Below are 14,405 nucleotides of genomic sequence, written 5' to 3'. Positions count from 1 at the left end.
TATGCAGTTTACATGGATATACCAAAAGGAACATCCGCAACAAGTAAAATATTTCTTGAAAGAACAGGGAATTTCTAAAGGTTTATTAGCAAAAATAAAATTTCAAGGTGGCGAGATCAAAGTCAACGACCAAGTCGAAAATGTCTTGTTTTCTCTGACGGACAATGATAAGGTAACCATTGTGATTCCTGCTGAGGGAGAGCATGAAACAGTTCTTTTAGATGAGACGCCAATCGATATTGTTTTTGAAGATGAACATGTTTTAGTCGTCAATAAACCAGCAGGTGTTTCTTCGATTCCGGCACAATACCATCCCAATGGTACGATGGCGAATCGAGTCAAAGCGTATTACAAAAAACAAGGGTATGAAAATCAAGTGATACATGTAGTAACCAGATTGGATCGAGATACATCTGGACTGATGCTATTTGCCAAACACGGTTTTGCTCACGCAAAGTTGGATACACAACTTCGAAAAAAGAAATTTACGAAAAAATATCAAGCGTTAGTTAGCGGGAAAATCGATGAACTGCAAAAACATGGAAGTATTGAATTGCCGATTGCGAGGGATTATACTTCGTTACTGAAACGAACGATTTCTCCAGAAGGTCGAGCAGCGGAAACAGAGTATTGGCTGGACCAAGCTTTTTTAGATGCAGCATTGGTTGATATCCAGCTTCATACAGGACGTACGCATCAAATTAGAGTCCATTTTGCTGCAATAGGTTGTCCTTTGTTAGGTGATGATATGTATGAAGGACGTATGGATTTGGGCATCCAAAGGCAGGCGCTCCATTGTTATGATTTACGATTTTATCATCCGTTTACTCAAGAATTATTGGAATTTAAGCAGCCATTAGCAGAAGATATGGCTGCAGTGATCAAATGTTTTAAAGATTAAGGTGAGGTGAGATTGGTTTGGACGAAAATCAAGAATTAGAGGAAAGATTTGCCCAGTTGGCTCAGGATTTGAAGAAAAATAATATTCAAGAATTTAGAAATGATTTCTTGGAGATGCACATTTATGAGCAGGGGCAGTTCTACCAGTCACTCCCTGAAGATGATCGTCAATTGATCTATACGTATCTTTCGCCGAAAGAATTAGCTGATATGTTCGATGTGATTGAAGAAGATAATGAACATATGAAGGAATATTTGGCGGAAATGCGACCAAGCTATGCTGCGGATATGTTAGCAGAAATGTATACCGATAACGCAGTCGATTTGTTAAACACATTAGATAAAAGACAAACAGCTAAATATTTAAGCTTGATGTCCACTGAAGATGCTAGTGAAATCAAAGAATTGTTACACTATGAAGATGAGACAGCCGGTGCCATCATGACAACGGAGTTTGTTTCGATCGTTGCCAATCAAACTGTTCGTTCAGCGATGTATGTGTTGAAAAATGAGGCGGATGTAGCTGAAACGATTTATTACATTTATGTGGTCAATCAAGAAGGAAAACTAGTTGGTGTTATTTCTTTGCGTGATTTGATTGTCAATGATGACGATACGATGATCGCTGACTTGATGAGTGAGCGAATCATCTCAGTGCATGTGGGTGATGACCAAGAAGATGTGGCGCAAACATTCCGAGACTATGACTTTCTAGCATTGCCAGTTACTGATTACGATGATCACTTGTTAGGGATCGTAACGGTTGATGACATTATTGATGTTATTGATGATGAAGCAGCAAGTGATTACTCTGGTTTGGCCGGGGTCAATGTAGAAGAAGTCAATGAAAATCCGATCAAGGCCGCATCCAGGCGACTACCGTGGTTGATTACGCTATTATTTTTAGGTATGTCAACAGCGTCATTGATTAGTCATTATGAAGACCTCGTGAGTGAAGCAAGTATTTTGGCGGTGTTTATTTCACTAATTACAGGGACAGCTGGGAATGCGGGGACGCAGTCATTGGCGGTTGCTGTGCGACGACTAGCTATCTCCGATGAAAAGGAAAATAGTTTTACACGATTGATTCTAGCAGAAGTTTTCACAGGTTTAGTTACTGGAGCAGTGACAGGTCTGACTATTTTCTTGATCGTTGGTTTTTGGAAGAATAATTTTATTCTAGGATTTGTTATTGGAATGGCAATGTTGTTTGCAATTACAGTTGCTAATCTAGCAGGAAGTTTGATTCCAATGTTGATGGATCGTTTGGGGTTTGATCCGGCAGTTGCGAGTGGGCCATTTATTACCACTTTAAGTGATCTGACAAGTGTATTGATTTATTTTAATATTGCTTCTTTATTTATGGGGTATTTTATGTAAGGTTGTGGCTCAAAGCGTTCAGCTCCAATAAATTAGCGAGCAATCATTTATACTATAAAAAAGAGTGTGACCTCATCAGGCCACACTCTTTTTTTGGGATTAATCCAGTGAAACAATTTTTGTCCCATGTACCTCAGCAACACCCAATTCTTTTGCAACTTGTTCTGCGTTTTTATCAGATACACCACCGCCGGGTAAAATAATCAAACGATTATCTGCATACGCTATTAATTCTTTCAAATGCACAAAGTTATTCTCAATTGGTGTACCGGCTATACCGCCATGGGTTAAAATTCGTTCAACGCCATGTTCAACTAGCCAATCGATTGCTTCAAATTGACGTTCTTTAGGGATGCTATCAAATGCCATATGGAAAGTGATCTGTAATCCTTCTGCTGTTTCAATCAACAACTCTAAGGCTTCTTCATCTAACCAACCAGAAGGAGTGAGACAGCCAATAACAACACCATCTGTTCCTAGTTTTTTTGCTTCAATCAAATCAGTATGCATGATTTTTAATTCAATATCGTTGTAAACAAAGTCGCCTCCACGTGGACGAATGATCGTCATCACGGGGATTTCTTTTTCGCCAGCGTAGCTTAAAGCTTCTTCAATTACGCCAGTGCTTGGTGTGGTTCCCCCCACAGCAAGATTGTCGCATAACTCGATCCGGTTCGCGCCGCGGGAAATCGCTAAAGGGATCGAGGTGTAATTTTCGGCACAAAATTCTCTAATCATAAACTGCACTCCTTTGCGTTTCTTCTTGGGCATTGTAACACATTTTTTCCGGTTGCTAAAGTTTTCGGCAACAGGTAAGATAAAAATGAAATGAGGGAAGTATATGCTAAAAAAAATTGACCGTGGACGCCAGTTTTTATTGAAACATCAGCAGTTGTTTTGTTGTCCAGTTTGCCATGGAGCGATTGTTGCAACAGAACAAGGTTTAGTTTGTGAAAACAGTCATCGTTTTGATTTATCTAAAAAGGGAACACTTTATTTTTTATCGCATGCAGTCAAAACGGACTATGATCAAGAAATGTTTGCGCCTAGGCGACGAATGATACGTTCAGGAATGTACCAACCGGTAATCGAATTGATTGCCAAACATCTACCAACAGAGGCGACTGTTTTAGATGTTGGTTGTGGGGAAGGTAGCTTCTTAAATGAAATCAATGAGTTGCAAAAAATAAAAACAGCAGTTGGTTTTGATATTTCTAAAGAAGGTGTATATGCTGCAACGGAACAAGAAGTTCAAGCCTTTTGGTGTGTAGCAGATTTAACAAACTTACCCTTTGCATCACAACAGTTTTCATCGATTTTAAATATTTTTTCACCTTCACACTATCAAGAATTTCAACGGGTGTTAACAGACGATGGCGAGGTTTTAAAAATTGTACCTCAAGAAAACTATTTGAAAGAATTACGACAAGCTTTTTATCCAGATCAACCAGAAAAACAAAATTATTCAAATGAGCGAGTTGTCACAAAGTTTGCTGAATCACTAGACTTGATTGAACGTCAGCGTGTCACATATGAATTTGAAATCCCAGAAAAAAATCAACGAGATCTCTTGGCGATGTCACCTTTGGAATGGCAAGTTGCGTCTGAAATAAAAGAGAATTTGTATAAGCATCCGCTAGAAAAAATTACAATCGATGTTGAATTATTAAAAGGAACTAAGAAAAACCGTTTACATTGAGTTTTTATTAACAAGTGGTTGCAAAAATAATTTAATGGTGATATAGTAGCAACAAGTTGTTTTTTCATTGGTTTTTATCAGGTTCCTGTTCTGATAAAAGATAGTGAGAAGAGCTTCACTAACGTAACGACTCGCAGTGACTAACACCGAGTTGATACGTTTTTTTTTATGCCAAAATTCAATTGTATTTATTAATAAAAATGAAACATTACCATGAGAGGATGAGCAACAGATGAATCATATCGTTTTATTTGAACCTTTGATTCCAGCAAATACTGGAAATATTGCACGAACATGTGCCGCAACGAATACACCCTTACATTTGATCGAACCTTTAGGCTTTTCCACCGATGATAAACACTTAAAACGTGCTGGGTTGGACTACTGGAACGATGTAAATATCAAGTATTATCCAAATCTCGAAGCCTTTTTAGACTTTTTGGGAAATCGAAAACTACATTTGATTTCAAAATTTGCCAATAAAATCTATAGTGATGAAAATTTTGCAGATGGCGAAGATCATTTCTTTTTATTTGGTAAAGAAACTACCGGATTACCTGAAGAATTCATGCGTAGTAATGAAGAGAAATGCTTACGTATTCCAATGAACGATGAACATGTGCGTTCACTGAATTTGTCAAACACGGCAGCTATGATCGTTTATGAAGCGTTGCGCCAACAGGGGTTTCCTGCGTTAGAGTTAACACACCACTATGAACATGATAAACTTGATTAATCTTTGATAAAGAAGTGTAAAAAGAATGCTAGACAAATGAGTGAGGTGTGAGGAAGAATGGATTTATATTTTACCCGACATGGCAAAACAGAATGGAATCAAGAACGTCGCTTCCAAGGAAGTAATGGAGATTCACCTTTACTCCCACAAAGTTATGAAGAAATCAAAGCACTAGGGGAAAAAGTGAAGAACGTTCCTTTTGAAGTTATCTATGCAAGTACGGCGAAGAGAGCACGTGATACAGCTGAAGGAATCAACCGCATGTTGACACACCCAGTTGAAATTATTTTTACGGATAAGCTTCGCGAGTTGGGGCTAGGCCTGCTGGAAGGTCAAAAAATCGAAGAGATGTATGAAAAATTCCCCAAAAATCTACCTAATTTACGTAATCATTTAGATAAATATGATCCAACACCGTTTCATGGTGAATCGATTGCAGCCGCGATTACGCGAATCGAAACTATTGTAGCAGATGCAGTGGCACAACATGATGGCCCCATTTTATTCGTGGGACACGGAGCGTCGTTGACGGCCGCAATTCAGTGGATGACGGGAAAAGAGTTGAGCCAATTACGTGAAATGGGTGGCTTATTTAATAGTAGTTTGACTATACTAGAAACCGAAGAGCCAAATAACTTATTACCTTATCGACTAAAAGTTTGGAATGAAGTAGATTTTTTAGGATTGGATAATAAACCAGAACCGTTACTATAGAAGAAGGAGGCGGCTTCGATGCAGCCAGAAGAAATGCCATATTTCGTTGGGACAGTTGCCGCGATTTTTTTTCAAAACCCAAGTAATTTTTATAAAGTTCTCTTAGTCCATGTGAATGAAACGAGTGCAGACTATCGAGAAAAAGAAATCGTTGTTACGGGGAGTTTCGGTGAAATCCAAGAAAATGAAACGTATCGTTTCTACGGCGAACTAGTGGATCATCCTAAATATGGCCGCCAGTTGAAGGTTGAACGTTATGAGCAAGAAAAACCAACAACAGCTAATGGAATCGTTTCGTATCTTTCAAGCGAAAAATTTCCGGGGATTGGTAAAAAAACAGCTGAAAAAATCGTTGAGACGCTGGGAGAAGATGCGATTGAAAAAATCATCGAAGATCCTTCGCTTTTACGACAAATCTCTGGTTTAACGAAACCAAAGCGTGACATGATTGCTGAAACGATTCGCTTGAATCATGGAATGGATCAAGTCATCATGGGGTTAAATCGATATGGTTTCGGTAGTCAATTGGCTTTCAGTATCTATCAAGCGTACAAAAATGAAGCGTTAGATATTATTCAAGAAAACCCGTATCAGTTAGTCGAAGATATTGAAGGAATTGGATTTAAACGAGCAGACAATCTGGCGGAACAAATTGGGATTGCTTCGGATTCGCCAAGGAGAATTCGTGCGGCTATCTTGCATCAAATTTTCCAGCATAGTGTCCAAACAGGTGATACATATGTTCCTGCTGACACTCTTTTGGCGCAAACAATCCGGATTTTAGAAACCAGTCGTCCGGTTGAGATTGAGCCGGATCAAGTTGCCACGGTTATTATTCAACTGGTCGAAGAGGGAAAAATCCAACAGGAAGAAACAAACTTATATGAAAATAGCTTGTATTTTTCAGAATGGGGGATTGGCAACTCGATTCAACGATTGTTAAGTCGTAAAAAAGAAATTCATTATCCAGAAAAAGAGATCGCTAAAAACATTCGACGTATCGAAAAAATCTTTGGAATCCAATATGGCGATTCACAAGAAAAAGCGATTGCTGAAGCGATACGTTCGCCTTTATTTATTTTGACAGGGGGACCAGGGACAGGAAAAACAACGGTCATCAACGGGATCGTTCATTTATTCGCTGAATTAAATGGAATTGAACTAGATCCCAATAAATATACGCAAGAACTCTTTCCGGTTTTACTAGCAGCGCCAACGGGACGAGCAGCTAAGCGAATGAATGAGACAACAGGCTTGCCAGCTAGCACAATTCATCGCTTACTTGGATTGAATGGCCGTGAAAAAACACCTTCTGTCAGCACGAAAGAGCTAGAAGGTGGTTTATTGATTGTCGATGAAATGTCGATGGTGGATACGTGGTTAGCGAATACTTTATTTAAAGCAATTCCAACAAATATGCAGGTTATTTTAGTTGGGGACAAAGATCAGCTACCATCCGTTGGTCCTGGTCAAGTATTACATGACCTACTAGACATCGAACAGATTCCAAAAATGGAACTCAATGAGATCTATCGACAAGGGGACGGATCCAGTATTATTCCATTAGCACATGAAATCAAGGAAGGTCGCTTGCCAAGTGATTTTACTCAGAATCAAAAAGATCGCTCTTTTTTTAGAAGTGATGCGTACCAAATCGAACCTTTGATTTCGCAAATCGTAGAAAAGGCTAAAAATAAAGGATTTACTGCGCAAGATATTCAGTTATTAGCACCAATGTATCGAGGTGCAGCTGGAATTGATGCGTTGAATAAGATGATGCAAGAAATCTTTAATCCGGGTGGACCTAATAAAAAAGAAGTTCGCTGGAATGAAACAGTTTATCGAATTGGGGACAAAGTATTACAGCTAGTCAACACACCAGAACTGAATGTTTTTAATGGAGATATGGGTGTCATCACAGGAATCATTTTAGCGAAAGATTCTGACGATAAAGTGGATGAATTAGTTATTCAATTCGATGCAAACGAGGTAACGTATAAGCGAAACGAGTGGAATAAAATTACCTTGTCATATTGTTGTTCGATCCATAAATCGCAAGGTAGCGAATTTAAGATGGTTATCTTGCCGATGGTGCATCAGTATCAACGGATGTTACAACGTAATTTATTGTATACAGCAGTTACCCGAAGTAAAGATCTGTTGATTTTGTTGGGAGAAGAGCAAGCTTATTTGACTTGCGTCAAAAATGAAACGGCTAGTCGTATGACGACCCTGAAACGAAGGATTGAAGAAAACGATAGTATGACGCTTGTTACGCGGACGAAGTTGACTGCATATGAAGATTCATTAGTGGGAAATGATCCTTTTGAAGATGGTTCCTATACAAGTGAAGGATCAGAAAAAGTAGTGAAGACAGCCAAAAAAGAAGAGGCAGTTGTTTCCAATAAAAAAGAAGTCAAAAATGAATTTGTTGTTCAAGAAGTTCCTTTATTTGAAACACAAACGATGGAAACAGAAAAAGAAGTGGGAGCAAACGAAGAACCTAAAAATTACATCTTAACAAGTGAAGCAATTGAAAATCAATCAATCGATCCAATGATTGGGATGGAAAAGATTCGTTTGAAATGACAAAACACTAAAATTAGCGGGTAAAATCAACCATCGTTGATTTTACCCGCTAATTCTTTTTACCATATATTGAGGAGTTGTTCTGGAAACAATCTCCTTATTTTTTTGTTTGGCACCAAAATGACTGGGTCTTCGTTCCAAACTGTAAATCAAATGATTGGGGTGCAATGTCTTCGCCGTCTGCTTGGCCAAACTGTGGAGTCGTGGAGACGATACGTAGTTTGCTTGTAGTAAAATGGTGGAAATTCTTTGATTTTAATTGTTTCTTTTGTAGTAATAAAATCACGATCCAAATAATTTTGAATAAATTAATTCTCTCAACCACAACAAAATCAATTGTTGGTTTAAATACCTCAGCAGTTGGTGCAATAGCAACGCCACCCCCAAAATAAGGGTGGTTGGTCGTTGTACAAAGAAAAGCTTTTTCAAAATTTATTGTTTTTCCGCCAACATCTACCAAAATTGGAAATCCTTTTTGTGTAAAAAAGACATGTAAAATGGATAAAATATAAGAAAGTGAGCCTAAATTATACTTATTTAAGCGCTCTTTGGTAGCGGAATGGTTTGTTGTATGAACGATTGCCGCATCAAGACCAATGCCAAGATTGTTGACTAAAACTCCTTTGGTGTCAGTTACTTGTTCTTGATAAGTCAATAGATTGATTTCTTGTGGCTTATCTGTATTCAATAAATGAGTGACCGCTTGTTCTGTATTACGAGATAAGCCAATTCCGCGGGCAAAATCATTTCCAGAACCAGCTGGAACATAAGCGACGGGTAACTCCAAATCTAATTGGTAAAACGTGTTTAACACTTGGTGTAGCGTTCCGTCACCACCAACGATGACTAGGAGCGGAAAAGTAGTCACTGTTTCTTGATTCTCAGTAGTCCATGGTAATAGTGTGTCTTTAGCAAGTTGCTCTGCTAGCTCTGCATCATGTCCAGGGTATTCTGAATAATAGACAGAATAGTTGGCTTGATGCTGATCGAAAATGGGAAACATTTTATCGGCGACTTTTTGACCATTGCCACTTCCAGCAGCTCGATTGATTAAAAGATGATAATGAAAATTCATGTGTGCCTCCTGTGGCTAACGCAAAAAAAGATCTTTTTTTGCAGATTCCTAGTTATTATAGCAGAGGAAATCCGAAATAAAAAAGAACTTATCCGAAAAAAATAAAAAAAGTCTAGCAAGTGCTCAATCCTTAACTGTGTAAGGAGAAGAATTCTAAGGTTCGAAATGTCCACTTAGTTCTTCCGCTGCTTGCTAGACCTTGGTAATAGTAAGAGGTAGCTCAAATTCCCACACCTTTCTGTTGTTTATTTAAGTTCATAACAATTCTCTGCGTGCAAAACCTACTTCGTTTGCGTGACGGGGAATTCCTATGTCCTCTTACACTTATTTTATACCATAAAACACACCGTTTTTGCAAACGTTTACAATTGTGACTGTTGCTTAAAAAATAAAAGCATGGTTGAAAAGTAAAAGACATCTGCTATAATACCTTTTGCGGTTCGTCGACCATCCCGCGTTAACAAAACTAGGAGAAAAGAGGAAAAGGAAATGAAAACAAAAAGTAATCAGCGTTTAAGAGTAGTAATGATTAATGGAATTGTAATGGCCTTATATTTAGCGTTGACTTTTGTTACACCACTTTCATCAGGACCAGTTCAGATCCGAATTTCAGAAAGCTTGAATCACTTAGTCGTCTTTAATCGAAAACTATTATGGGGCGTCTTAGGCGGTGTAGTTGTGTATAATGCTTTTTTTGGTTTTGGTATTTTAGATGTCTTGTTCGGTGGAGGACAAACATTACTTGCACTAGGTATTACAGCTTTATTGCATAATAAAGTAAAAAACGTCAAAGTTCGTTTGGCATTGAATACTTTATTTTTCACAGTGAGTATGATTTTGATTGCGTACATGCTAGTGCCAACAGGTGGCAAACCTTTTTGGATCACTTATGGAACATTGGCATTGAGTGAATTCGTGACAATGGCAATCTCTGCACCAATTATGTATTACTTGAATCGAGCAATTGGATTTGATAAAAGAGTATAGATTTTCTAATCAGAGCAGTAGACAACATCCTAAAAACAGTGACAAGTGAATCCATAAATTTAGAAAGAACTAGCCAATTTTCTTGTAGAGTGAAGGTTAGTTCTTTTTGTATTTTTTAGAGTCTGTCTAAAAAAGATAGAAATAAAATCTCATACGAAAAAAAGTTACGCCAAGTTAGCGTAACTTTTTGTTATTTACATATCTCTTAAGTTTTCGATTTCAACAACTTTATAGTTTTTACGTTCCAAATGCTCAACAATCGTATCGCAAAGTTTTTGATCAGTATCAGCTGGCAAAGTAATCAATGTGCGACGAATAAATTCGTCTTTGCCGATATCCAGTGTGATACAGCTGGCAATGCTGCTGTATTTAGAAATGATTTTAGAAATAGCTGCTAAGTCACCTTGCTTACCCGTAGAAGCAATAGTTAGAACGTAGCTTCCTTGCTCAACGCTCCAAGATTGTGACAACATGTTTAGCAATGTACTGTGAGTCAAGATGCCATAGAAATGATTTTCATCATCGAGAACAGCAATATAAGGTAACTCTTTAATCGTGAAGAACACTTTAAAGAATGAAGTGTTCACGTAAATAAATTTTGTCGCATTTTTTAACAAGTGAGTGACTGGTAAAGTCATATCTCCGCCATTTGCTTTATGACGATAGATGTGCATTTTGTAGATGTTTCCGCGGAAGATTTTCCCAGATTCGTCTAAAATTGGTACACAACGATAACCAGATGTTTCTAAGATTTCAAGTGCTTCTTCTAATGTGTTTGTTTCGGTTACAGTTGTTAGATCTTTTTTCTTATATACAAGTGTTTTAAGTAGCATAATAATACCTCCATATCTCATTTTTACTTCATTTCTTACTAATCATATCATAAGTATTTATAAAACAATAGCTCGTACTTACCACAAATTGACAAGAACTTATTTTCATGCTAATGTTAATAGGTATAAATTTGATTTTCAGTTAGGAGGTAGACACGGATGGCAAAGAAAAAAGCTGCATTAGCTTGTTCCGTTTGTGGCTCTCGAAACTACACCAAATCGGTTAGTGAAGGAAAAAGTGGCGCGCGTTTGGAAATCAATAAATTTTGTAAATATTGTAATCAATACACATTACATAAAGAAACAAAATAAGAAGGAAACGAGGACACAGCGGTGAAATTTATTAAAAGTGTACTGGCTGAAATGAAACAAGTGACTTGGCCAACAAAAAGACAATTGCGTCGTGACACTTTAGTTGTCATTGAAACATCAATTATTTTTGCTTTGATGTTTTTCATTATGGACACGGCAATCCAAAGCTTATTTGCACTAGTTCTTAAATAAGACGCTAGTAAATGAGCTTGATTTGTGCTACAATTGGGTGGAAGAAAAACTTCGGGTGACTGAGGTTTTTTTATTTTACAACGAAATGAGGAGCCGTAAATGGAATCTTTTGAAAAAAATTGGTACGTGCTGCACACGTATTCTGGTTATGAAAATAAGGTAAAGGCAAACATTGAATCTCGTGCGCAAAGCATGAAAATGGCTGATTATATTTTTCGTGTCGTTGTCCCAGAAGAAACAGAGACTGAAATAAAAAATGGCAAAGAAAAAGAAACGGTTCATAAAACATTCCCTGGGTATGTCCTAGTTGAAATGATTATGTCCGACGGTTCTTGGTATGTTGTTCGTAATACGCCAGGAGTAACTGGTTTTGTAGGATCTCACGGCGCCGGCAGTAAGCCCGCTCCTTTGTTACCTGAAGAAGCAAATCACATTTTACGTTCAATCGGTATGAGTGTGCGTCAAAATGATTTAGAAGTTGGCGTTGGTGAAACAGTGAAAATCATTGAAGGTGCATTTGCTGGACTTGAAGGACACGTGACTGAAGTCGATGAAGAAAAAGAAAAACTAAAAGTAAATATCGATATGTTTGGTCGCGAAACAAGCACTGAGCTTGACTTCGATCAAGTAGATAAAATTGACTAATTAAACAAAAAACCTGAATTGTTGATCCCAGTGATTAGCGCTTCAGGTTTTTTTAGTAAACAAGACGATCACTTATTAAAGGAGGAAAAAGTCATTGAAAAAAATTCGTTCAAAGAAAATCAATTTTGCTTTGTTCACTAGCTTTCTTTTATTAGGGCTGGTCATCATGGCTGGTTGTCAAAGAACAACGAGCAAAGCTAGTTCCAGCGCATCTACGCAAATTGAAAAAACGACACAAACAAGCGAGGCTCCAAAGAAGTCAACGACCCCAACACTTTTTTTTCATGGCTACAGTGGAACAGTCAATTCTTTTAAGGGCATGTTGCAACGGCTAGAAGAAAATCAAGTAGCAAAACAATCCCTTCAGTTGACTGTGCGCCCAGATGGAACGGTTCAAGCAACGGGAGAGTTAAACCAACAGGCAGAAAATCCAATGGTTCAAGTTTTGTTTACTGATAATGTCAACAATGAATGGAATCAGACGGAATGGATCAAAAACTGTTTAGCCTATTTACAAACAACATATGGCGTGGAAAAAGTGAATGTTGTTGGTCATTCGATGGGGGGCGTGAGTGCGTTGCGCTACTTAGCAACTTATGGTCAAGAGAATTCATTACCTCAAGTCAAAAAATTTGTAGCAATTGGTGCGCCATTTAATGATTTTGTTGATGATAGCACACAAACATTATCAGATGAATTAGCCAATGGATCAGCGGTAACTTCTAGTCGTTACCAAGACTATCAGCGAATGATCGACAATGTTCCTACGCAGACCAAGATATTATTGATTGCGGGGCAATTGAGCCAAACGGATTTAAGTGATGGAACGGTACCGCTCAATAGTGCGTTAGCTGTATTTGCGTTGCTAACCCAGCATGGTAATCAAGTGGAGGAACATGTCGTTGAAGGAGATAATGCTTCTCATAGTATGCTGCATGAAAATCAAGAAGTAGATAAACTTGTCCAGAAATTTCTGTGGGAAGCGAAAGAATAGAATTTAGGAAAGTGCAGTAAAATAAAAATTTTTAGTTGAAATAAATTGAGCGGTAGCTATTTTAAGCTAGTGCTCTTTTTTTCGAGTATAAATATTTGCTTACTTTTTGTAAGAGTAATATACTTACTTTTGTAAAGTTGAAAAGAAAGAAGGAGTCAAAATGACTTATCATACAAGTAATGAAGAACATCCAATCGAAATCGTGAATATTGCATCACTAGAAGGTCGCGTGAGAGAACGCATGGAAGCAGGTGCTTTCGGGTATATTCGTGGCGGCTCTGAAGATGAATGGACAATGAAAGAAAATACTTCTGCATTCAATACTAAAAAAATTATGCCACGCGTCTTACGCGGGATTGATCATGCTGATTTACACACATCTATTTTCGGCATTGATCTAGATACACCAATTATTCAAGCACCATCAGCTGCACAAGGATTAGCTCATGAAAAAGGGGAGGCAGATACTGCAAAAGGTGTCGCAGCTGCTGGTTCAATTTTCTCAATCAGCACGTATGCGAATACAACAATTAAAGATGCCGCTGCAGCAGCACCAGATGCACCACAATTTTTCCAACTATATATGAGTAAAGATGATGGCTTCAATGAATTTATTTTGACACAAGCGATGGAAGCCGGAGCAAAAGCAATTATTCTTACAGCGGATTCGACATTAGGTGGCTATCGTGAAGAAGATGTCATCAATCAATTCCAATTCCCTTTACCAATGCCTAACTTAGCTGCTTATAGTGAACAAAGTGCTAGCGGAAATGGTGAAGGAAAAGGAATCGCTGAAATTTATGCAGCGGCTAAACAAGGGTTAGTTCCAGAGGACATCAAAAAAATCAAAGAATTTACACATCTTCCTGTTTTTGTAAAAGGCATTCAATCACCAGAAGACGCTGAAGTTGCAATTGCTGCTGGAGCAGATGGCATTTGGGTCTCAAACCATGGTGGACGCCAATTAGACGGTGGTCCTGCCTCATTTGAAGTATTACCAATGATTGCTGCAACAGTTAATAAACGCGTACCAATTGTTTTTGATTCAGGTGTACGTCGTGGTGAACATGTTTTCAAAGCATTGGCAAGTGGTGCGGATCTAGTAGCAATTGGTCGTCCAGTGATTTACGGATTGAACTTAGGTGGAGCAGAAGGTGTAACTTCCGTCTTTGAACATTTCAATAAAGAACTATCCATTACTATGCAATTAGCTGGTACAAAAACAATTGAAGAAGTAAAAAATACGACATTGTTGGATTAGGTGAGAAAGTGTAACCAAAAACTTTCTAGCTATATTTAAATCTATCAATAAAAAAAGAGCAGTGACAAACATATTGTCACTGCTCTTT

At 38.0% G+C, this 14,405-nt stretch carries 15 protein-coding genes; 12 read left to right on the top strand and 3 right to left on the bottom strand.

Annotation, left to right across the window (positions count from 1 at the left end; translation table 11 throughout):
* Position 1: 1 nt before the first annotated feature.
* Positions 2–901: an RluA family pseudouridine synthase gene (locus AC4BD1_RS10910; protein ID WP_490485606.1), complete on the top strand. Its 900-nt coding sequence runs from the start codon at positions 2–4 to the stop codon at positions 899–901.
* A 17-nt stretch (positions 902–918) separates the two neighbouring features.
* Positions 919–2,280, top strand: coding sequence for a magnesium transporter (gene mgtE / locus AC4BD1_RS10905; protein ID WP_206910266.1), 1,362 nt, complete (start codon positions 919–921; stop codon positions 2,278–2,280).
* Between the two features lie 99 nt (positions 2,281–2,379).
* On the opposite strand, the gene AC4BD1_RS10900 is transcribed toward mgtE, so the two are convergent.
* A complete protein-coding gene (locus AC4BD1_RS10900) occupies positions 2,380–3,018 on the bottom strand; it encodes a copper homeostasis protein CutC (protein ID WP_490485605.1) in 639 nt (212 codons plus the stop codon).
* A 103-nt stretch (positions 3,019–3,121) separates the two neighbouring features.
* Between AC4BD1_RS10900 and AC4BD1_RS10895 the strand changes: the two genes are divergently transcribed.
* The 4 genes from AC4BD1_RS10895 to recD2 all read left to right on the top strand — a co-directional run bounded on the left by AC4BD1_RS10895 (position 3,122) and on the right by recD2 (position 8,018).
* Positions 3,122–3,979 (top strand): methyltransferase domain-containing protein, encoded by an 858-nt coding sequence (locus AC4BD1_RS10895; RefSeq protein WP_490466511.1) that lies wholly within the window; start codon positions 3,122–3,124, stop codon positions 3,977–3,979.
* Positions 3,980–4,211: 232 nt separating this feature from the next.
* Positions 4,212–4,715, top strand: a complete 504-nt coding sequence (locus tag AC4BD1_RS10890) for a tRNA (cytidine(34)-2'-O)-methyltransferase (protein ID WP_206910259.1) — start codon at positions 4,212–4,214, stop codon at positions 4,713–4,715.
* 57 nt (positions 4,716–4,772) lie between these two features.
* Positions 4,773–5,429 (top strand): histidine phosphatase family protein, encoded by a 657-nt coding sequence (locus tag AC4BD1_RS10885; protein ID WP_490466510.1) that lies wholly within the window; start codon positions 4,773–4,775, stop codon positions 5,427–5,429.
* Between the two features lie 18 nt (positions 5,430–5,447).
* Positions 5,448–8,018 carry an SF1B family DNA helicase RecD2 gene (gene recD2, locus AC4BD1_RS10880; RefSeq protein WP_490485604.1) on the top strand — a complete coding sequence of 857 codons (2,571 nt, stop codon included), beginning with the start codon at positions 5,448–5,450 and terminating at the stop codon, positions 8,016–8,018.
* Between the two features lie 97 nt (positions 8,019–8,115).
* Here recD2 and AC4BD1_RS10875 read toward each other — a convergent pair whose 3' ends face one another.
* Complete coding sequence (locus AC4BD1_RS10875; RefSeq protein WP_490485603.1) at positions 8,116–9,093, bottom strand: diacylglycerol/lipid kinase family protein; 978 nt, start codon at positions 9,091–9,093, stop codon at positions 8,116–8,118.
* Between the two features lie 489 nt (positions 9,094–9,582).
* On the opposite strand from AC4BD1_RS10875, the gene AC4BD1_RS10870 reads away from it, so the two are divergent.
* Positions 9,583–10,080 (top strand): QueT transporter family protein, encoded by a 498-nt coding sequence (locus tag AC4BD1_RS10870; protein ID WP_490466507.1) that lies wholly within the window; start codon positions 9,583–9,585, stop codon positions 10,078–10,080.
* A gap of 194 nt (positions 10,081–10,274) precedes the next feature.
* Here AC4BD1_RS10870 and cbpA read toward each other — a convergent pair whose 3' ends face one another.
* Positions 10,275–10,913, bottom strand: a complete 639-nt coding sequence (cbpA, locus tag AC4BD1_RS10865; RefSeq protein ID WP_067482986.1) for a cyclic di-AMP binding protein CbpA — start codon at positions 10,911–10,913, stop codon at positions 10,275–10,277.
* Between the two features lie 159 nt (positions 10,914–11,072).
* Here cbpA and rpmG point away from each other — a divergent pair, with 159 nt between their 5' ends.
* The 5 genes from rpmG (at position 11,073) to AC4BD1_RS10840 (ending at position 14,317) form a co-directional block, all read left to right on the top strand.
* Positions 11,073–11,225 carry a 50S ribosomal protein L33 gene (gene rpmG, locus AC4BD1_RS10860; RefSeq protein ID WP_067482984.1) on the top strand — a complete coding sequence of 51 codons (153 nt, stop codon included), beginning with the start codon at positions 11,073–11,075 and terminating at the stop codon, positions 11,223–11,225.
* A gap of 21 nt (positions 11,226–11,246) precedes the next feature.
* Positions 11,247–11,417, top strand: a complete 171-nt coding sequence (secE, locus tag AC4BD1_RS10855; RefSeq protein WP_067482982.1) for a preprotein translocase subunit SecE — start codon at positions 11,247–11,249, stop codon at positions 11,415–11,417.
* 99 nt (positions 11,418–11,516) lie between these two features.
* On the top strand, positions 11,517–12,062 hold the full coding sequence (gene nusG, locus AC4BD1_RS10850) for a transcription termination/antitermination protein NusG (RefSeq protein WP_206910250.1): 546 nt from the start codon (positions 11,517–11,519) through the stop codon (positions 12,060–12,062).
* Between the two features lie 166 nt (positions 12,063–12,228).
* Positions 12,229–13,056: an alpha/beta fold hydrolase gene (locus AC4BD1_RS10845; protein WP_490486032.1), complete on the top strand. Its 828-nt coding sequence runs from the start codon at positions 12,229–12,231 to the stop codon at positions 13,054–13,056.
* A gap of 160 nt (positions 13,057–13,216) precedes the next feature.
* Positions 13,217–14,317 (top strand): lactate oxidase, encoded by a 1,101-nt coding sequence (locus tag AC4BD1_RS10840; protein ID WP_206910249.1) that lies wholly within the window; start codon positions 13,217–13,219, stop codon positions 14,315–14,317.
* Positions 14,318–14,405 lie beyond the last annotated feature (88 nt).

Source organism: Enterococcus sp. DJ147D b, from assembly GCF_058216655.1.
Note: the sequence above shows the minus strand (reverse complement) of the source record. Positions and strands in the feature narration are given on the sequence as shown.

What these genes read in the sequence shown, in the direction of transcription:
- AC4BD1_RS10910 (WP_490485606.1), top strand. Translation starts at nt 2, where the DNA reads ATGCAGTTTACATGGATATACCAAAAGGAACATCCGCAACAAGTAAAA.
- AC4BD1_RS10900 (WP_490485605.1), bottom strand. Translation starts at nt 3,018, where the DNA reads ATGATTAGAGAATTTTGTGCCGAAAATTACACCTCGATCCCTTTAGCG.
- AC4BD1_RS10895 (WP_490466511.1), top strand. Translation starts at nt 3,122, where the DNA reads ATGCTAAAAAAAATTGACCGTGGACGCCAGTTTTTATTGAAACATCAG.
- AC4BD1_RS10890 (WP_206910259.1), top strand. Translation starts at nt 4,212, where the DNA reads ATGAATCATATCGTTTTATTTGAACCTTTGATTCCAGCAAATACTGGA.
- AC4BD1_RS10885 (WP_490466510.1), top strand. Translation starts at nt 4,773, where the DNA reads ATGGATTTATATTTTACCCGACATGGCAAAACAGAATGGAATCAAGAA.
- recD2 (WP_490485604.1), top strand. Translation starts at nt 5,448, where the DNA reads ATGCAGCCAGAAGAAATGCCATATTTCGTTGGGACAGTTGCCGCGATT.
- AC4BD1_RS10875 (WP_490485603.1), bottom strand. Translation starts at nt 9,093, where the DNA reads ATGAATTTTCATTATCATCTTTTAATCAATCGAGCTGCTGGAAGTGGC.
- AC4BD1_RS10870 (WP_490466507.1), top strand. Translation starts at nt 9,583, where the DNA reads ATGAAAACAAAAAGTAATCAGCGTTTAAGAGTAGTAATGATTAATGGA.
- cbpA (WP_067482986.1), bottom strand. Translation starts at nt 10,913, where the DNA reads ATGCTACTTAAAACACTTGTATATAAGAAAAAAGATCTAACAACTGTA.
- rpmG (WP_067482984.1), top strand. Translation starts at nt 11,073, where the DNA reads ATGGCAAAGAAAAAAGCTGCATTAGCTTGTTCCGTTTGTGGCTCTCGA.
- nusG (WP_206910250.1), top strand. Translation starts at nt 11,517, where the DNA reads ATGGAATCTTTTGAAAAAAATTGGTACGTGCTGCACACGTATTCTGGT.
- AC4BD1_RS10845 (WP_490486032.1), top strand. Translation starts at nt 12,229, where the DNA reads ATGGCTGGTTGTCAAAGAACAACGAGCAAAGCTAGTTCCAGCGCATCT.
- AC4BD1_RS10840 (WP_206910249.1), top strand. Translation starts at nt 13,217, where the DNA reads ATGACTTATCATACAAGTAATGAAGAACATCCAATCGAAATCGTGAAT.